This window comes from Bradyrhizobium sp. SZCCHNS3002 (assembly GCF_032377435.1).
GTDB lineage: Bacteria > Pseudomonadota > Alphaproteobacteria > Rhizobiales > Xanthobacteraceae > Bradyrhizobium.
In genome coordinates this window covers 148,330-167,525 of the sequence record NZ_JAUHHY010000016.1, presented here as the reverse complement: position 1 = coordinate 167,525, position 19,196 = coordinate 148,330, and the positions used below count along the sequence as shown (strand labels likewise).

The 19,196-nt window shown below is 68.0% G+C and carries 15 protein-coding genes; 8 read left to right on the top strand and 7 right to left on the bottom strand.

Annotation, left to right across the window (positions count from 1 at the left end; translation table 11 throughout):
• Nucleotides 1-21 precede the first annotated feature (21 nt).
• Nucleotides 22-1,695, top strand: a complete 1,674-nt coding sequence (gene ggt / locus QW845_RS28465) for a gamma-glutamyltransferase (RefSeq protein WP_315804819.1) — start codon at nt 22-24, stop codon at nt 1,693-1,695.
• Between the two features lie 3 nt (nt 1,696-1,698).
• Here ggt and QW845_RS28460 read toward each other — a convergent pair whose 3' ends face one another.
• The 3 genes from QW845_RS28460 to QW845_RS28450 form a co-directional block, all read right to left on the bottom strand.
• The gene (locus QW845_RS28460) at nt 1,699-3,249 is read right to left on the bottom strand and encodes a GMC family oxidoreductase (protein WP_315804818.1); all 1,551 of its coding nucleotides are present in this window, start codon (nt 3,247-3,249) and stop codon (nt 1,699-1,701) included.
• 85 nt (nt 3,250-3,334) lie between these two features.
• Nucleotides 3,335-4,669 (bottom strand): acyclic terpene utilization AtuA family protein, encoded by a 1,335-nt coding sequence (locus QW845_RS28455; protein ID WP_315804817.1) that lies wholly within the window; start codon nt 4,667-4,669, stop codon nt 3,335-3,337.
• A 221-nt stretch (nt 4,670-4,890) separates the two neighbouring features.
• The gene (locus QW845_RS28450) at nt 4,891-5,724 is read right to left on the bottom strand and encodes an SDR family oxidoreductase (protein WP_315804816.1); all 834 of its coding nucleotides are present in this window, start codon (nt 5,722-5,724) and stop codon (nt 4,891-4,893) included.
• A 129-nt stretch (nt 5,725-5,853) separates the two neighbouring features.
• Between QW845_RS28450 and xylB the strand changes: the two genes are divergently transcribed.
• From xylB to QW845_RS28420, 6 genes are all read left to right on the top strand, one after another.
• Nucleotides 5,854-7,299 (top strand): xylulokinase, encoded by a 1,446-nt coding sequence (xylB, locus tag QW845_RS28445; RefSeq protein WP_315804815.1) that lies wholly within the window; start codon nt 5,854-5,856, stop codon nt 7,297-7,299.
• A 149-nt stretch (nt 7,300-7,448) separates the two neighbouring features.
• Nucleotides 7,449-8,972, top strand: coding sequence for a sugar ABC transporter ATP-binding protein (locus QW845_RS28440; protein WP_315804814.1), 1,524 nt, complete (start codon nt 7,449-7,451; stop codon nt 8,970-8,972).
• The gene (locus QW845_RS28435) at nt 8,965-10,005 is read left to right on the top strand and encodes an ABC transporter permease subunit (protein ID WP_315804813.1); all 1,041 of its coding nucleotides are present in this window, start codon (nt 8,965-8,967) and stop codon (nt 10,003-10,005) included. Before QW845_RS28440 ends, QW845_RS28435 begins: the two co-directional genes overlap by 8 nt.
• Nucleotides 10,006-10,105: 100 nt before the next feature.
• Nucleotides 10,106-11,053, top strand: coding sequence for an ABC transporter substrate-binding protein (locus QW845_RS28430; protein ID WP_315804812.1), 948 nt, complete (start codon nt 10,106-10,108; stop codon nt 11,051-11,053).
• 141 nt (nt 11,054-11,194) lie between these two features.
• Complete coding sequence (locus tag QW845_RS28425) at nt 11,195-11,389, top strand: hypothetical protein (protein WP_315804811.1); 195 nt, start codon at nt 11,195-11,197, stop codon at nt 11,387-11,389.
• Between the two features lie 24 nt (nt 11,390-11,413).
• Nucleotides 11,414-11,764 carry a Rieske 2Fe-2S domain-containing protein gene (locus tag QW845_RS28420; RefSeq protein WP_315804810.1) on the top strand — a complete coding sequence of 117 codons (351 nt, stop codon included), beginning with the start codon at nt 11,414-11,416 and terminating at the stop codon, nt 11,762-11,764.
• Here QW845_RS28420 and QW845_RS28415 read toward each other — a convergent pair.
• The 4 genes from QW845_RS28415 to QW845_RS28400 all read right to left on the bottom strand — a co-directional run bounded on the left by QW845_RS28415 (nt 11,736) and on the right by QW845_RS28400 (nt 16,667).
• Entirely contained in the window at nt 11,736-13,046 is a 1,311-nt protein-coding gene (locus QW845_RS28415; protein WP_315804846.1) for a methyl-accepting chemotaxis protein, read from the bottom strand. The genes QW845_RS28420 and QW845_RS28415 overlap by 29 nt on opposite strands.
• A complete protein-coding gene (locus tag QW845_RS28410; RefSeq protein ID WP_315804809.1) occupies nt 13,024-13,545 on the bottom strand; it encodes a PAS domain-containing protein in 522 nt (173 codons plus the stop codon). Before QW845_RS28410 ends, QW845_RS28415 begins: the two co-directional genes overlap by 23 nt.
• Nucleotides 13,546-13,988: 443 nt before the next feature.
• Entirely contained in the window at nt 13,989-15,506 is a 1,518-nt protein-coding gene (gene adh / locus QW845_RS28405; protein WP_315804808.1) for an aldehyde dehydrogenase, read from the bottom strand.
• Nucleotides 15,507-15,653: 147 nt separating this feature from the next.
• Nucleotides 15,654-16,667: a helix-turn-helix domain-containing protein gene (locus tag QW845_RS28400; RefSeq protein ID WP_315804807.1), complete on the bottom strand. Its 1,014-nt coding sequence runs from the start codon at nt 16,665-16,667 to the stop codon at nt 15,654-15,656.
• 326 nt (nt 16,668-16,993) lie between these two features.
• Here QW845_RS28400 and QW845_RS28395 point away from each other — a divergent pair, with 326 nt between their 5' ends.
• Complete coding sequence (locus tag QW845_RS28395) at nt 16,994-19,183, top strand: methyl-accepting chemotaxis protein (protein WP_315804806.1); 2,190 nt, start codon at nt 16,994-16,996, stop codon at nt 19,181-19,183.
• Nucleotides 19,184-19,196: the final 13 nt, after the last annotated feature.

Sequence of the window (19,196 nt, the reverse complement as noted above, 5' to 3'; positions counted from 1 at the left end):
CGTTCGACAGAGGAGACCCGAATGGATTCGCCCACACGGCGCATCGCCGACTTCACCTGCGAGAAGCAGCCGGCGACCGGCGCGCGCGGGATGGTCGTCACCAACCATCCGCTCGCCTCCAGCGCCGGCGCCGAGATGCTGATGCGCGACGGCAACGCGATCGATGCCGCGGTCGCCGCACTGTTCGCGCTGACGGTGGTCGAGCCGATGATGGTCGGCATTCTGGGCGGCGGCCTGTCGCACATCCGACTTGCGGATGGACGGCACATCGTGCTCGACGGATTGAGCACCGCGCCGCGGCGCGCCACGCCAGGAATGTATGATCCGGTCTCCGACGAGATCGCGCTGGCGCGCGAGACGCGCGGCCGCCGCAATGTCGCAGGCGCGCTCGCGGTCGCCGTGCCCGGTGCGCTGAAGGGATGGTGCGAGGCCCTGTCGCGCTTCGGCCGGCTGCCGCTGGCCGAGGTGATGGCGCCGGCGATCCGGCTCGCCGAGCACGGCTTCATCGCCAGTCCCTATCTCAACGATTGCGTGCGGCTGGTCGCGGACGACCTCGCGCGCGATCCGCATCTCGCCGCGCTGTTCCTGCCGGACGGCACGCCGGTCAGGCCCGGCGCCCGCGTGATCCAGGCCGACTATGCCCGCTCGCTGCGGCTGATCGCGGAGCACGGTCCGGACGCTCTCTATGGCGGTCCGCTCGGGATCGCGCTGGCCAACTACATGGCCCAAAGTGGCGGCCTGATCGATGCGGCCGACCTCGCCGCCTACGCGGCGATCGAGCGCGCGCCGATCCGCGGGCTCTATCGCGGCCATGAGATCATCGGCCCCCCGCCGCCCTCGTCCGGCGGCGTGCACATCGTGCAGATGCTGAACATCCTCGAGGGCTTCGACGTCGGCGGGCTCGGCTTCGGCTCGGCCGACGGCGCCCATCTGCTCGCCGAAGCGCTGAAGATCGCCTTCGCCGATCGGGCGGTCGCCACCGCCGATCCTGCATTCGTCGACGTGCCGGTCGCGCGCCTGACATCCAAGACCTATGCCGCCGAGCGGCGGGCAGAGATCGACCTGCGCCGGGCACGGAGCTTCGGTCCTGGGCTTGCGCCGACGGAGTCCGCCAACACCACCCATGTCACGGTCGCCGATGCCGCGGGCAACGTCGTCGCGGCGACCCAGACCATCAACGGCCTGTTCGGCGCCTGCGTGCAGATCCCGGGCACCGGCATGACCGCCAACAACTACATGTATAATTTCGATCCGCATCCGGGCCGCGCGCTGTCGATCCAGCCGGGCAAGCGCGTCTTCACCTCGATGGCGCCGATGATGGCGCTGCGCGACGGCCGCTTGCGCTATGCGCTCGGCCTGCCCGGCGGCCTGCGCATCTTCCCCTCGGCTTTTCAGGCGCTGGTCAACCTGATCGACCACGGCATGTCGCTGCAGGAGGCGGTCGAGGCGCCGCGGCTGTGGACGCAGGGCGGCGTGCTCGAGCTCGAGCCGGCTTTCCCCGAGCACGTGGCGCAGGAGCTCGCCGCGCGCGGCCACGAGATCAAGCGCGAGCCGGTCGTGGCCGGCGGCATGAACGCGATCGCATTCGGCGACGACGGCACGCTGACGGGAGCCGCGTGCTGGCGCGCCGACGGCACGCCGATCGCGATCTCCGGCGGGCGCGCCCGCGCCGGGCTCCGCTTCGCCATCGCCTGAAGTCTAATAGCGCTTTCGCATCATCCGCGCGATCGCCTCGCCGATCACGACGGTGGTGAAATGCGTGTTGGCGCGGCAGTCCGACGGCATGATCGAGGCGTCGGCGACGCGCAGGCCGGCGATGCCCTTCACGCGGCCGTCCGGATCGACCACGCCATCGTCGTCGGTGACGCCGCTCATGCGGCAGCTCCCCGCCGCATGCTGGATGTCGCCGGTGACCTGCCGCAGCAGCGCATCGAGCTCGGCATCGGGCAGCGCAGCCGCCTGCGGCAGCGTGAACTCCGTATCGCCGAGGCGAATCCAGTCGGCGATGTCGCGCAGCGCCGGCTGCACCGTGATCAGCGCCAGCCGCTTCACCGCATCGCGCATCCGCGCGATGTCGCGCGGATCGGCCAGCATGTTCTCCTCGACGATCGGATCCACGCGCGGATCGGTCGAGGCGAGCTTCAACGTGCCGCGCGAGAAGGCGTTGAACAGGCCGGCGCCGATCGCGCCGGGCACGCCGATGCCGCGATGGTTGAACGCGATCAGGATCATGTCGCGCTTGCCGCCGCCGGCGAGGCCCGACGAGTAGGTGACGCAGCAATTGGTGTGGCGGGTGTCGCGATCGGTCGGACGCAGCGCGTCGCGCAATTGAATGGTGGTGCGGAACAGCGGATGATCGAAGAAGTGCCGTCCCACGGGAAGATCGCGCAGCACGGCGATGCCGAGCGCCTGCAGATCCGCCGCGGGGCCGATGCCCGAGCGCAGCAGGATCGCCGGACTGTGGATGGCGCCGGCGCACAGCACGACCTCGCGCGCCGCGATGTCCATCACGCCTTCACCCTCGACATGGACGCGCACGCCGGTCGCCCTGCCGTCGCTGATCAGCAGCCGCTCGACCAGCGCCCGCCCGCGGATCTCGAGGTTCGAACGGCCGCGCGCCGGCTCCAGATAGGCCTCGTTGGTGGAGATGCGCCGGCCATTGCGGCTGTTGATCGGATAGCAGGCGACGCCCTCGCCGTCAGGCCCGTTGAGATCGTCGCACCAGGGATAACCGCTCGCCAGCGCGGCATCGCGCAGGCCGCGGTCGATCGGCCCCCATGTGTCAGGCGGTGCGCGGTAGACCGGAAGCGGCCCGCCGCGGCCGTGACCCTCGCGATCACCGAGCGCGAGATCGTCCTCGATCACCGCGAACAGCGGCATGATGTCCTTGGCCGACCATCCCGTGCAGCCATTGGCCGCCCATTCGTCGAACGCATCGGCCACGCCGCGGATCGCGATCTGGCCGTTCATCATCGAGCTGCCGCCCAGCCCCTTGCCGCGCCAGTAGAAGCGCATGTCCTGCCCGGCGACGCGGCGGGACATCAGCTGCGGCCACTGCCATGTCTCCTGGAAAGCGCGATCATGGATGATCGGAATCGGGTTTGGCGTCACGATCTCCCACGGCGCCTCGTCCGCCCGCCAGTCGGCGCCGGCCTCGAGCAACAGGACCCGCGTCCGGGAGTCTTCCGACAGGCGTGCAGCCACGGCCGCGCCCGCGGAGCCGCCGCCGACCACAATGACGTCATACATGGACTGAATTCCCGCTGTTCTCTGGCATCGCAATCATGACGGCCAGCTTGCGCTGCCGCGAGCGATCCGTGAAGCCCTCGAAAACTCAGGCCACCAGCGTGCCGACGCAGAGCTGCGGCGCATCCTCGGCCACGAGACAGGAGGCCACGGCGATCACCTCGCGCGCCGATTTCCAGGCGCCGCCGCCGCCGGCCGGGCCATTGGTGTAGAGCGTCTCGACCTCGTTGCCGATGCGGATCGCCTCCGCCATCGTCTCGGTCCGCCCGGCGACACGAATGCGCACCTCATGGGGCTCGGCACCCTCTGCGCGCTCGTCGCCATGCAGCGCATTCAGCCCGATCAGGTCGCAGCGCAGCTCGCTCACGGCCACGCCGGTGAGCGCGAGACGCTCGCGGACGATATCGAGCGCGAGGCGGCCGCGCGCGACCGCGCCAGGGCCGGCATAGGAGATCTGCCCCTCGCCGACATAGGAGTCGAGATAGCCGACCGAGGTCTTCAGCAGTCCCGTCTTCGGCCGGCCGCGGCCGCCGACCACCCTGACCCGGTCCGCACCGAGCTCCTCGACGGTCACCTGCGAGAAATCCGCCACGACGTCGGGCTGGAAATATTGCGCGGGATCGTGGATCTCATAGAGCAACTGCTCCTTCACCGTTGCCGGCGTGACGCAGCCGCCGGAGCCCGCGACCTTGGTCACGATCAGTTCGCCATCCTCGCGCACCTCACCGATCGGAAAGCCGAGCCGGGCGAGATCGGGAACGTCCTTGAGTCCGGGATCGGCGAAATAGCCGCCGGTGATCTGGCCGGCGCATTCGAGCAGATGACCGACGACGGTGCCCTGCCCCAGCCGGTCCCAATCGTCCAAAGCCCAGCCGAACTCATGGATCAGGGGGCCGAGGAACAGCGCCGGATCGGCGGCGCGCCCGGTGATCACGACATCGGCTCCGTCCGCGAGCGCCTCCGCGATCGCGCCCGCGCCGACATAGGCGTTGGCGGAGACGACGCGATTGCCGAGGGCATGGATCGTGTCGCCGGTGTCGAGCACGACATCCGCTGTCTTCAACGGCTCCAGAACATCGTCGCCGGTCACGGCCGCGATCTTCAGCCCCGTCAATCCAAGCTGGCGCGCGATGGCGCGGGTGGCTTCGGCCGCGGCGACCGGATTGGCGGCGCCCATGTTGGTGACAATGCGGACCTTGTTGGCGCGGCAGATCGGCAGCACCGCCTGCATGCGCGCGGCCAGCAGCGGATCATAGCCGGCGGCCGGATCCTTCATGCGCGCCTGCTGCGCCAGCGCGATCGTGCGCTCCGCAAGGCATTCGAACACGAGATAGTCCAGGCCGCCCCTCGCCGCGAGCTCCACCGCGGGCTCGATCCGGTCACCGGAATAGCCCGCGCCGGCGCCGATCCTGATGCTTCGCATCGGCCGCTCCTCCTGACATCATGCGCCGTTCGTCGGCTTCTGCCGGCCACATTAGCGGCCGCGGTGCGACCTTGCCAACGTCCGCATCAGACGATCAGGCATGCTGCTCATCCGCGAACGCCCGCGTCGGGGCGTCGCAGCTCGCCGTGCATGCGACGGCAACGGCCATGTGCTCGTCGGCCCAGCACCAACGCCGGCCGCCGGCACGCTTGGCCGCCGGCTCAACTTGCCCAATTGTCTCGGAATTCACCGAACAGCGTGATGCCGCCGCAGGCATAGATCGTCTGTCCGGTGATGTAGCTCGCCTCGGACGAGGCGAGAAAGGCGAACACGCCGGCGATCTCTTCCGGGCTCGCTACCCGCCCCATCGGAATGTGGGACTCGACCGCCGCGCGCTTGGCGGGGTCATCGGTCCAGGCGGCGTTGATCGGCGTGTCGACCGCGCCGGGCCCGACCGAATTGACGCGGATGCCTCGGCCGGCGAATTCGAGCGCGAGGGTCCGGGTGAGGCCCGCCATCGCGCTCTTGCTGATCGAATAAGCGAGATAGCCGGGCTTCGGAATGATCTGGTGCACGCTCGACGTATTGATGATGTTGCCGCCGCCGCGCGCGACGAAATGCGCCAGCGCATGACGCGCGCACAGCACCGCGCCGTTGAGATTGACATCGAGGATCTTGCGATAGGCGTCGACGTCGAGCGCCTCGCTCGGCGATTCCCGCTGGAAGCCGGCATTGTTGACCAGGCAGTCGAGCCGGGGCCAGCGCGTCAGCACGGTCTCGAACATCTCGGCGATCTCGGCCTCGACGCCGATGTCGGCCTTCACGGCGAAATGATCGCGCGCGCCGTGACCATGCGCGGCGGAGGCCGCGTGCACCAGCGCCAGGGTCTCATCGCCCGATGGCGACGGACCGCCGAAATTGATCGCGACCTGCGCGCCCTCCTCGGCAAAGCGCACCGCGATCGCGCGGCCGATGCCTTGGGCCGCACCGGTCACCAGCGCGTAGTGCCCGACCAGGCGCGACGCCCGTTCGGCTGGTTGGTCAGATGGCTCCATGTCTCGACTCCCTGAAAATGAGCTCGCCTCGCTCGCGCTACGATGACTTGCGTTCGGATGACAAGGCTATCAGGAGTCTGGTATCGCTCCACTCCCTATCCGTCACTGCGCACGCACGCGTGAGACGTCATGTATCTCGGCATCGATCTTGGAACATCCGCGGTCAAGACGATCATCGTCGATGATGCGCAGCGCGTCGTTGCGAGCAGCAGCCACGCCTTGACGATGGACGTGCCGCGACCCGGCTGGGCCGAGCAGGACCCCGCCGCCTGGATCGCCGCGGTGTTCGCCACGCTCGATGCGCTCAAGGCCGATCATCCCGGCGCGTTGGCGGCGGTGGACGCCATCGGCCTGTCGGGCCAGATGCATGGCCCGGTGCTGCTCGATGCCGCGATGAAACCATTGCGGCCCTGCATTCTCTGGAACGACGGGCGGTCGGAGCGGGAATGCGTCGCGCTGGAGCAGCGCTGGCCCGCCTTGCGCACGATCACCGGCAACAAGGGGATGCCTGGTTTTGCCGCGCCGAAGCTGATGTGGATCGCGGCGCACGAGCCCGGGATCTTCGCGGCCACGCGGCTGGTTCTGCTGCCAAAGGCCTATGTCCGGCTGGTGCTGACGGGCGACGCGATCGAGGACATGTCCGATGCGTCCGGCTCGCTCTGGCTCGATGTCGTCGGGCGCGACTGGTCGGACGAGGGCCTCGCCGCCACCGGCCTGACGCGTGCGCAGATGCCGCGCCTCGTCGAAGGCTGCGCGCCGGCGGGCCGGTTGCGCAGCGACCTCGCGGAACGCTGGGGCATGACGAAGCGTCCGGCCTTCGCGGGCGGCGCGGGCGACAACCCGGCCGGTGCCGTCGGCATCGGCGCTGTCAGGCCGGGCGCCACTTTCATCACGCTCGGCACGTCCGGCGCCGTGATCACGCCGGTCGACGCCGTCACGGCCAATCCCGAGCGCGTCGTTCACACCTTCTGTCATGCCGTCCCTGCGATGTGGCTGCAGGCCGGCGCGATGCTGTCGGCGGCCTCATGCCTCGCCTGGATCGCGCGGCTGCTCGGCGCGAGCGAAACGGAGCTGCTTGCCCCGCTGGGCACACGGCCCGCCGCGCCGTCGCCGGTCAGCTTCCTGCCCTATCTCGCGGGCGAGCGGACGCCGCATGACGATCCCCATGCCCGCGGCCTGCTCGACGGCCTGAGCCATGCGACAGATCGCAGCGTCATCGTCCAGGCGGTGCTCGAGGGCGTGGCCTTCGCCCTGGCCGACTGCCGCGACGCGCTGAGGGAAACCGGCCTCGTGATTGCCGAAGCGGATGCGATCGGCGGCGGATCGCGCTCCGACCTCTGGCTGGCGATCCTGGCTGATGTCCTCGGCATTCCCGTTCATCGGCTGGCCGAGGGCGAGACCGGCGCCGCCTTCGGCGCGGCCCGGCTGGCACGTCTTGCCGTTACCGGCGAGGACATCGGCGCGGTCTGCACGCCGCCGGCGCGCGTGCGGACCTTCGCGCCGGACGTCGCGCTGTCGGCAGCCTATGCCGAGCGGCGGCCGCGCTGGCAACAGCTCTATCGTCGGCCGAGCTAACCCGATCTCCGAAAGGCATTCGTCGCGGCGACGCGTTGCAGCGGCGTCTCTTTCATATTGTATTCGGCAACAGCCTCTAGTTTAATGGCTACCCCGCGCCAGCGATCAACGAGCCGCGGACGACAAGACGACGTGCATTGGGAGGCACGATGAGCGGTCCGATCCTCGAGATGCGAGGGGTGTCGAAGTCATTCTTCACCATCAAGGCCCTGCACAAGGTCGACCTCACCGTCCATGCCGGCGAAGTCCATGCGCTGATGGGCGAAAACGGTGCCGGCAAATCCACGCTGATGAAGATTCTCTCCGGCGCCTATCGCCCGGATCCCGGCGGTGAGATCCGCATCGAGGGCCGGCCGGTGCGCATCGAAGGGCCGATGGGCGGCCGCAACGCCGGCATTTCGATCATCTACCAGGAGTTGTCGCTGGCGCCGAACCTGACGGTCGCCGAAAACATCTATCTCGGGCGCGAGCTGTCGCAGAGCGGCCTGCTCGCGCGCAGCACCATGCGCGAGGGCGCTGGACCGATCCTGGACCGGCTCGGCGCCGATTTCACCGCCTCCACCTTGGTGGCCGAGTTGTCGATGGGCCAACGCCAGCTGGTGGAGATTGCCCGCGCGCTGCATGCACGATCCAAGATCCTGATCATGGACGAGCCGACGACCTCCCTGTCAGCCGGCGAGAGCGAGAAGCTGTTCGCGCTGATCCGCCAGCTGCGCGCCGAGGGGCTCGCCATCATCTACATCTCGCATCGCATGGACGAGGTCTATGCGCTCGGCGACCGCGTCACCGTGCTGCGCGACGGCCGGCTGGTCGGCTCGCTCGACAAGCCGGAGATCCGCGCCGACAGCATCGTCCGCATGATGGTCGGCCGCGACGTGTCGTCGTTCTACAAGAAGGATCACGACCCGCACGCCAAGCGTGACCGCGCAGTGCTCAGCGCCGTCGATCTCGGCGACGGCCATCGCGTCAAGAACTGCTCGCTGACCGTTCATGCCGGCGAGGTGGTCGGCCTCGCCGGGCTGATCGGCGCCGGACGCACCGAGCTCGCGCATCTCATCATCGGCGCCGCGCCGAAGACGACCGGACACATCGAGCTCGACGGCGAGAAAGTCAGCATCGACACGCCGCGCGATGCGCTCGATGCCGGGATCGCCTATCTGACCGAGGACCGGAAGGCGCTGGGCCTGTTTCTCGACATGTCCTGCGCCGACAACATCAACCTCGCCGTGATCGGACGCGACGCGAAGCTCGGCGGCATTCTCGATCGCGACAAGGCGAAGACGCGCGCCGACGAAGCATTCGCCGCGCTCGGCATCCGCGCCCCCAATCCCGGCGTCACCGTCGGCGGGCTGTCGGGCGGCAATCAGCAGAAGGTGCTGCTGTCGCGCCTGCTTGCGACCGCGCCGAAGGTCCTGATCCTGGACGAGCCGACGCGCGGCGTCGACGTCGGCGCCAAGTCCGAGATCTATTCGATCATCGACAATCTCGCCAAGTCGGGCACCGCGATCCTGGTGATCTCGTCCGATTTGCCGGAGATCCTCGGCATCTGCGACCGCGTGCTGGTGATGCGCGAAGGGCACCTGGCCGGCGAGCTGCAGCAGAGCACGACATCACCCATCACCCAGGAAGACATCATGGCGCTGGCCACCGGGACGGAGCACGTCGATGCCTGACAACAGTTCGTCGCAAGCCAAGACCGCGCCTTCATCCGGCCTGCCGTCCGCGTCGGACAACAAGCAGCAGCGGCTGCGGCTGATGATCCGCGCCGCCGGCATGCTGCCGGTGCTGCTCATCCTTTGCGTCGGCTTCCACCTGCTGTCGGAGGGACGCTTCTTCACCGGACAGAATCTCGGCATCGTGCTGCAGCAGGCCGCGGTCAACACCGTGCTCGCCGCCGGGATGACCTTTGTCATCCTGACCGGCGGCATCGATCTCTCGGTCGGCTCGATCCTGGCCGCCGCGGCGATGGCCGGGCTGACACTGTCGAAGATGCCCGATCTCGGCGCGCTGTGGCTGCCGGCCGCGGTGCTGACGGGCCTTGCCTTCGGTGTCGTCAATGGCGCGCTGATCGCGCTGTTGCGGCTGCCGCCGTTCATCGTGACCCTCGGATCGCTCACCGCGGTGCGCGGTCTCGCCCGCCTGATGGGTGGCGACACCACCGTGTTCAACCCGTCCATTCCCTATGCCTTCATCGGCAACGCCTCGCTGACGATCATTCCGGGCGTCGTCTCGATCCCCTGGCTGTCGGTGATCGCGTTGCTCGTGATCCTCGGCTCCTGGCTGATCCTGCGCCGGACCGTGCTCGGCGTGCACATCTATGCCGTCGGCGGCAATGAGAGCGCGGCGCGGCTCGCCGGCATCAAGGTCTGGGCGGTGCTGATCTTCGTCTACGGCATGTCCGGCCTGCTCGCCGGCCTCGGCGGCGGCATGCAGGCGGCGCGGCTCTATGCGGCGAACGGCCTGCAGCTCGGCCAGTCCTACGAGCTCGACGCCATCACCGCGGTCATTCTCGGCGGCACGTCGTTCGTCGGCGGCATCGGCTCGATCTGGGGCACCTTGGTCGGCGCGCTCATCATCGCGGTGTTGTCGAACGGGCTCATCCTGGTCGGCGTGTCCGACATCTGGCAATACGTCATCAAGGGCCTCGTGATCATCGGCGCCGTCGCGCTCGACCGCTACCGGCTGCAGGGCTCGGCCCGCACCTGAGACGACATGGCGGGCTCCACCGGGGCCCGCCGCAACGCATTCTTCCACGGCCACTGGTCCGCCGTGCGTAGACGAACAGGAAGGGCCAGGGAGGAAACCAATGTTGAAGTCGGTTTTGTTTGCCGGTACCGCGCTTGCGCTCGTGATGAGCTCCGCGCCGTCGTCGGCCAAGGAGCTGAAATCGATCGGCGTCTCACTGGGCTCGCTCGGCAATCCGTTCTTCGTCGCGTTGTCGAAGGGCGCGGAGTTCGAGGCCAAGAAGACCAACCCGAACGTCAAGATCACCGCGGTCGGCTTCGAATACGATCTCGGCAAGCAGGTCACCCAGATCGACAACTTCATCGCCGCGGGCGTCGACATGATCCTGCTCAATCCGGGTGATCCGAAGGCGGTGGGTCCTGCGATCAAGAAGGCGCAGGCCGCCGGCATCATCGTCGTCGCGGTCGACACCGCGGCCGAGGGCGCCGACGCCACCGTGACCACCAACAACGTGCAGGCCGGCGAGATCTCGTGCCAGTACATCGTCGACAAGCTCGGCGGCAAGGGCGACGTCATCATCGAGAACGGACCGCAGGTGTCGGCCGTGATCGACCGCGTCAACGGCTGCAAGAGCGTGTTCGCCAAGGCTCCTGGCATCAAGGTGCTGTCGAGCGACCAGGACGGCAAGGGTTCGCGCGAGGGCGGCCTCACGGTGACGCAGGGCTATCTGACGCGCTTCCCCAAGATCGACGCGATCTTCGCCATCAACGATCCGCAGGCGATCGGCACCGATCTCGCCGCGCGTCAGCAGGGGCGCACCGGCATCGTCATCACCGCGGTCGACGGCGCGCCCGACATCGAAGCCGCGCTGAAGGATCCGGCCTCGCAGCAGATCCAGGCCTCGGCCTCGCAGGATCCGTTCTTCATGGCGCGCCGCGCCGTGCAAATCGGCGTCGGCCTGCTCAACGGCCAGAAGCCCGCCTCGACCGTCGAGCTGCTGCCCTCCAAGCTGATCACGCGCGACAATGTCGGCGAGTACAAGGGCTGGACCTCGGAGCGGAAGGAATAGACTTCGGTCGTCGACCTGCATCTGATTGAAAGCAATGAGAAGCGCCGCCCTCTCCGGGGCGGCGTTTTGCTTGGAACCACATTCTGTCTCGTCGGCGAGCCTTCAACGACCGATCGCCGCGGAGCTGGCGGATGGATGCCGATGGCTGCCAAGCTCGACGATCTCGACCGCGGGCTGGTGCGGGCGCAGGGCCTGTTCATTCCACAGCAGGAATTCCTCGCCGCGCTCGGCCGCGAAAAGGACCGCGCTCATTCAGCGTGGTTGTCGCGTTTGCGACAAGGCTCCTCTGTTTGTCCCGATTTTGCGCTGGTCCGGAACTTGCGTGAGCCGGCCTGACGGCATCAATCAGCAGGCGATCCGATGGCTTTTACCGCAGTCTGTCCGACAAGCGCCATGGCTGAAGGCGGCATGGGCCTGTACCAGGTCGGCAAGAAGAGCGTGCTGCTGCTCTGGCCCCGTGGCGGAGAGCTGAAGGCCTATCGCGGCCGCTGCCCGCATGCCGACGTGCCGCTGACGGAAGCGACCTTCGACGGCAAGACGATCACCTGCCCGCACCATCAATGGGGCTTCGACGGCGTGAACGGCAAATGCGTCACCCATCTGGTCCGCAACGCGCTGCACGCCTACCCGCTGCAGGTCGAGGGTGATGAGATCCAGGTCGATGTCGGGCCGGTCAAGCCGGCTATCCGGTCGCCATCAGCCGCTTCATGAACTGGTCGACCTCGCGACGCAGCGTCTCGACCTCGCCATGGACCCGCTCGGAGGCATTGTTGACTCGCGATGCGATCCGGCCGGTGTCGGCGGCAGCGCTGCTGATCGCGCCGACGTCTGACGCGACCCGTGCCGTGCCGGACGAGGCTTCCTGAACGTTGTGCGCGATGTTCTGCGTCGCCGCCGCCTGCTGGTCGACCGCGGCCGAGATGGTGGACGCGATCTCGTCGATCTCGGCGATCGTCCGCGCGATCGCCTCGACCGCCGCGACCGACGTCGAGGTCGAGTGCTGCATCTCGTTGACCTTGGCGCTGATCTCCTCGGTCGCCTTGGCGGTCTGGTCGGCGAGACTCTTGACCTCGGCCGCAACGACGGAAAAGCCGCGCCCGGCATCGCCGGCCCGCGCCGCCTCGATCGACGCATTCAGCGCCAGGAGGTTGGTCTGTTCAGCGATCTCGCTGATCAGCTTGACCACGTCACCGATCCGGACCGCCGCATCGGCAAGCTCGCGGATCTCGCCGCCGGCACGGTTGGCCTCACCGACCGCACGCCCCGCGCTTTCGGTGGAGCGTGAGACCTGCCGGCCGATTTCGGCGATCGAGGACGCGAGCTGATCCGCCGCGCCCGCCGCCGTCTGCACATTGGACGACGCGCGCCCCGAAGCCGCGATCACATCCTCGGTGCGGCGGCTGGTTTCCGTCGCGGCCGTCGCGACGTGGCCGGCGTCGGACTCGAGATCCCCCGCCGCGCCGACGAGGCTGACGACGATCTGATCGAGCTGCGTGCCGAACTGCCGTGCCAGACCCGCAATGTCGACCACCCGGCGGCCGAGGCCGTCGGTGCCCTGGTTGATGATCGCCGCCGAGCGGCGGAATGCGCCAGGCAGGCCCCGCACCATGATCTTGCGGAAATGCTTGCCGCGGCTGGCATAGTCCATCGACGCCGACGCCTCGCGCACGAAGGCGTCGGTGATGTCGAGCATGTCGTTGATCGATTTCTGCAACAGACCTATGTCGCCGTGCTGGCGCCGGCTCAGCAGCCGCGGCTCGAGATTGCCCTTGGCTGCGCTGTGACAGACCTTGGCCGCCTCCGCGATCACGGCAGATGCCACCCGCAGTTGCCACAAGCCAAGGCCGAGCAGCAGCGCAACAGCGATGAGCAGCGCTCCGCCTGCGGCGGGCGGGGTCGCGCCGGCGACGACGAGCCAGGCCAGCCCGCCGAGTGCCAGCAGCGCCGCGGCCGCGATCGCGATCTGGGCCTTAGAGAGAGAGCACGAACTCATCATAATCAACGCCTTGTTGTTTGATCGCCGAGACCATCATGTCAAAGCTTGCGCGCAGGCCGTCCTTGGCATTGGCGTGGCGCGCCTCCTCGTCGCACAACGTCTTGTAGATCGGCTTGAGGCTCTCGATCGGCCCACGCTCGGGTCTGCGGCGGTTGGAATGGTAGCCGATGATATTGCCCTGGTCGTCCAGCGTCGGCGTCACATGGGCGAGCACCCAATAATGGCTGCCGTCCTTGGCCAGGTTGACGACATAGGCGAAGATCTCGCGCTTGGCCTCCAGCGTGTCCCACAGCAGCTTGAAGACGCAGCGCGGCATCTCGGGATGGCGGATCAGGCTGTGAGGCGCTCCCAGGAGCTCGTCATAGCTGTACCTGGCCATGCGAACGAAGACGTCGTTGGCGTAGGTGATGCGTCCCTTGCGGTCGGTCTTCGAGACGATCAGGTCTTCTTCGCCGAGCATGTGCTCGATGCCGGTCGGTTTCACAATGTGGGCCATGACTGGTCCTCCTTGCGGTCATCACGATGCGGGGCGGACAGACGGGATGGCCCGGCCCGTACGGCCGGTCCGGTCGACGCGCGGGCACAACCGGCGCCGCCCGGCGTGCGGCCAGGTGTCGCCAGGACCCCATCGGCCGGCTTTCGCCGGGCCCAGGAGAAGGCTGTCCGCCTCCCGGCCTCAATCTGACGTTAACTGTGAAACATCGCGTTAACTGGGAGCCCCCGCCAGAATACAGGTGGCGCCCGCGGCGGGGACGGGGCGCGCCGGCTCGATGGCCGGCGATCGGTGCGGACCGCTGGCCGGAGGATCGCGTCGGCCGTCGCCTTGTTGGAAGATGTGGCACAAGGACCAGGAGGTGCGTACGTGACGCCCCGCAACCTCATGAGACGCGCACGGGCCGGTCGGGGCGCTCATGCCCGACCGGCCCGGCGCCCCCTGCCTCAGAAGAAGCCGAGCTTCTTCGGGCTATAGCTGACCAGCATGTTCTTGGTCTGCTGGTAGTGGTCGAGCATCACCTTGTGGGTCTCGCGTCCGACGCCGGACTGCTTGTAGCCGCCGAATGCCGCATGCGCCGGGTAGGCGTGATAGCAGTTGGTCCAGACGCGCCCCGCCTGGATGTTGCGGCCGAAGCGGTAGCAGGTGTTGGCGTCGCGGCTCCACACGCCGGCACCCAGGCCGTAGAGCGTGTCGTTGGCGATCGCCAGCGCCTCGTCCTCGGTCTTGAAGGTCGTGACCGAGACCACGGGTCCGAAGATCTCCTCCTGGAACACGCGCATCTTGTTGTGCCCCTTGAACACCGTCGGCTTGACGTAGTAGCCGCCGGCGAGATCGCCGCCGAGCACATTGCGCTCGCCGCCGATCAGGAGCTGCGCGCCCTCCTGCTTGCCGATGTCGATGTAGGACAGGATCTTGGACATCTGCTCGGAGGAGGCCTGCGCGCCGATCATCGTCGCCGGATCGAGCGGGCTGCCCTGCACGATCGCCCCGACGCGCTGCAGCGCGCGCTCCATGAAGCGCTCGTAGATCGACTCGTGAATGAGCGCGCGGCTCGGGCAGGTGCAGACCTCGCCCTGGTTGAGCGCGAACATCACGAAGCCTTCGATCGCCTTGTCGAGAAAGTCGTCATCTTCGGCGCAGACGTCCTTGAAGAAGATGTTCGGCGACTTGCCGCCGAGCTCCAGCGTCACCGGGATCAGGTTCTGCGAGGCGTATTGCATGATCAGGCGCCCCGTCGAGGTCTCGCCGGTGAAGGCGATCTTGGCGATGCGGTTCGACGACGCCAGCGGCTTGCCGGCTTCGAGGCCGAAGCCGTTGACGACGTTGAGCACACCCGGCGGCAGCAGGTCGCCGACGATTTCCATCAGCACCAGGATCGAGGCCGGCGTCTGCTCGGCCGGCTTGAGCACGACGCAATTGCCGGCGGCGAGCGCCGGCGCGAGCTTCCACGCCGCCATCAGGATCGGGAAATTCCACGGAATGATCTGGCCGACGACACCGAGCGGCTCGTGGAAGTGATAGGCGATGGTGTCGTGGTCGATCTCGGCGATCGAGCCTTCCTGGGCGCGGATCACGCCGGCGAAATAGCGGAAGTGGTCGATGGCGAGCGGGATGTCGGCGGCCGTCGTCTCGCGGATCGGCTTGCCATTGTCCCAGGTCTCGGCAAGCGCGAGCTTGTCGAGATTGGCCTCCATGCGGTCGGCAATCCTGTTGAGGACCATCGCGCGCTCGGTCACGCTGGTGCGCGCCCAGCCGTCCTTGGCAGCATGCGCGGCGTCGAGCGCGGCCTCGATGTCGGACGCATCGGAGCGCGCGATCTGGCACACCGGCTGGCCGGTGATCGGCGAGATGTTGTCGAAGTACTTGCCGGCGTTAGGGGCCTTCCAGGCGCCGCCGATGAAGTTGTCGTAACGCGCAGCAAAAGGCGGCTTGAGCGCCGCATTGACGTCAACCTTGGTCATCTCTCTCTCCCATTCACGCCGATGCACACGGCGTTGGAGAGAGGCTCGATCAAACCGGCGCGACAGACCAGAGGCCGGAACGAGCGCGTCCGAGGAAGTGTCGCAGTTCTGCGACATGTTGGCTGCGATTCGACAGCCACGGCGCGTTCACCGCTCGAGCCCGAGCCGCTTCATCTTCCGGTGCAGGGTGGCGCGCGACATGTCGAGCTCCTTCGCGGCCTTCGAGACGTTGCCGCCGGCGCGCGCCAGCGCGCGCTTCAGCACGGCGCGCTCGGCGGCGTCGATGTCGTCGCCTCCGGTGGTCGCGTCCTTGATCAGGTCGCCGGCCGGCAGCGGGCGCGTCAGCGCGGACGGAGACAGGTTGAGCGCACGGCGCGCCGCCCGCGTGGCACCGATGACGAGGTCGTTGCGATCGACCGCCAGCAGCGAGTTGATCTCGCGTTCGCTGTCCGGCGTGAGCACGATGCGGGCGTGCGGGAAGGCCTGGCGGAAATTCTCCGCCTCGATCAGGCGCGCGGCATCCGCGACGGTGGTCGCGATCAGCCGGCTGAAGCCCTCGGTGAGATCGGCACGACAGGAGGAGACGTCGAGCGCGGCCTTGAGCTGGCCATGCTCGTCGAAGATCGGCGCGGTGGTGCAGAACAGGCGGGCGTTGCGCGACAGATAGTGCTGATCGCGGTCGATGGTCAGCGGCCGCTTCTCGACCAGGCAGGTGCCGATCGCGTTGGTGCCCTCGTGCCGCTCGCTCCACACCGCGCCGGTCCACAGGCCCCAGGATTCGAAAGTGGCGTCGTCCCCGCGGGCGCCGCGGCGCTCGAGCACGGTGCCGTCGGCATCCGCCAGCAGCACCGAGCAGCCGACACCCCCGACCGCCAGGAACAGCCGGTCAAGGCTCGCCTGCGCGATCGCGAGCAGCCGTCCGAGCCGGGCGCGCGCGTCTGCGACCTCGGCGGCCGTCAGGCGGGCCGGCAGCTTCGGCGTGGCGGGATCGAGCGCATGGAGATGGCCGGAGCGTCGCCATGAGGCCGCGAGCGCCGAGACCGCCGGCGCGCCTCTGTCAGCTCCGTGATCGGCCTTGCCGTCAGCGTCAGCCTTCGCATCCCCCTTGGCCAAGGCCTCCAGGATCCGATCCGAATGGGCATTCCCGGGCGAACGCCCCATGTCCCTCCTCCCGGCTTTCCCGCCGCGGTTGGCGCAGCTTGTTGCTAGACTAGCGCAACTACAGCACCGCGGTTTGACCGGCGTCAAGGAACGCGGAGCTGGAGTGCCCCCTCCCTTCGGAGGGCCAATTGCGCCGGCACCTACGCCCCGGATGACTACGGGGGTGTCGCAACGCTGCGACACTCCCTCGCCCGAACTGGTCCGTGCGCCCTGGAATCGAGCCGGTGCCTTAAAGCGCATTAATCCCGATTCCGGATGGTTCCCGCACGCGCTTCGCACCGATGAACGTCATTGCCGGTCCCGCGAGGCAACCACGAGAGGGAAACATGCGCCTATCCTTTGCGACAATACGCTCCATCCAGACCAAGATCGCCTTGATCGCCGGCTTCTGCCTCGCGCTCACCTGCGTCATCCTGATCGGCTACGGCCTGTTCTCGACGCAGAGCATGAACCAGTACGTCAACCACGAGGTCATGCAGCTGGTCGATCGCCAGACCAAGGAGAGCCTGATGAATCGGGCCTCCACCGAGGCCAACGTCATCAAGGCCGAGCTGGAGGTCGGGTTCGACGCGGCGCGCACGCTGGCGCAGTCCTTTGCGGTTCTGGCCGATGCCAAGACCGGGACCGCCGCGAGCGCACGCCGCGCGCAGCTCAACGCCGTGCTGCGGCGTGTCCTGGAGCTCAATCCCGCCTTCAACGGCACCTACTCGGCCTGGGAGCCCGATGCGCTCGACGGCAACGATAGCACCTTCAAGGCCAACAAGGAGATGGGCTCCGATCACACCGGCCGCTTTCTCCCTTACTGGACGCGAAGCGCCGGCGGCGCGATCGCCGTCCAGCCGCTGGTCGAGTACGACAGCAGCGAGCGCCATCAGAATGGCCTCGTGAAGGGCGCCTGGTACATCAACCCGAGCACCACCGGGAAGGAGAACATTCTCGGGCCGCTGCCCTACATCGTCCAGGGCAAGCCGGTGTTCCTGGCCACGATGTCGGTGCCCGTCATGATCGACGGCAAATTCCGCGGCGTTGCGGGCGCCGACTACAATCTGGACTTCGTGCAGAGGCTGGCGGTCAAGATCAACACCTCCCTGTTCGACGGCAAGGGCAAGGTCGTGATCCTGAACGACACCGGCCTCGTCGTCGCCGACAGCGCCAATCAGAACGTCATCGGCAGGCCCGCCGCCGAGGCCGACTCGCGCTGGACCGACAGCGCCGCCATCGTCCGCACCGGCAAGGGCACCGTCCTCGACGAGCCCAGCAATCCCAATGTCGACATCTACGCCCCGATCACATTCGGTCTCACCGACACGCCCTGGTCGGTCGTGATCTCGATCCCGCGCGACGTGGTACTCGCCTCGGCACGGCAGCTCGACGCCTCGCTCAGCGGCCGTTCGACCAGCAACACGCTGTGGCAGCTCGGGGTCGGAGCGGTGATCACGGCGCTTGCGATCTTCCTCATCTGGGTCGCGGCACGGGGCATTGCCCGTCCGATCCGGGATTGCGCCGTATTCGCCAATGGCATCGCCAAAGGCGACTTCAACCAGACCCTGACCATCGAGCAGGCGGATGAGGTCGGCGCCCTCGCCACCTCCCTGAAGGCGATGCAGGGCGACCTGAAGCAGAGCATCGCGCAGCGCGCCGAGGACCAGGCGGCCGCCGACGCCCAGCGGCGCCACGCGATGAACGCGATGGCGGATCAGTTCGAGGCGTCGGTCGGCGGCATCGTCGAAACCGTGTCGGCCGCCTCGGGCACGCTGGAGACGTCGGCCGGATCGTTGAGCGCGACCGCGGAGCGGGCGCAGTCGCTCGCGACCACGGTCGCTGTCGCCTCGGAACAAGCGTCGACCAACGTGCAGTCCGTGGCGTCCGCCACCGAGGAGATGGCCTCCTCGGTGACCGAGATCAGCCGCCAGGTGCAGCAATCCGCGCGCATGGCCAACGAAGCCGTGACGCAGGCACGCTCCACCACCGGACGGGTCGGCGAGCTCTCGAAGGCGGCGGCGCGCATCGGCGACGTCGTCGAGCTCATCAACAGCATCGCCGGCCAGACCAACCTGCTCGCCCTCAACGCCACCATCGAGGCGGCGCGGGCGGGCGATGCCGGACGCGGCTTCGCCGTGGTCGCCACCGAGGTCAAGGCGCTCGCCGAGCAGACCGCGAAGGCGACCGGGGACATCGGCCAGCAGATCGCGGGCATCCAGACCGCCACTCAGGAGTCCGTCGGCGCGATCCGCGAGATCAGCGAGACCATCGAAAGGCTGTCGGAGATCTCGGCCACCATCGCCGCCGCCGTCGAGCAACAGGGCGCGGCGACGCAGGAGATCTCGCGCAACGTCCAGCAGGCGGCCCAGGGCACGCAGCAGGTCTCGTCGAACATCACCGACGTGCAGCGCGGCGCCAGCAACACCGGGACCGCGTCATCCGAGGTGCTGTCCGCGGCCAAGCTGCTGTCGCGCGACAGCGGCCGACTGAGGGAGGAGGTCGGCAAGTTCCTGACCTCGGTGCGCGCCAGCTGAACGCCGGCCGACA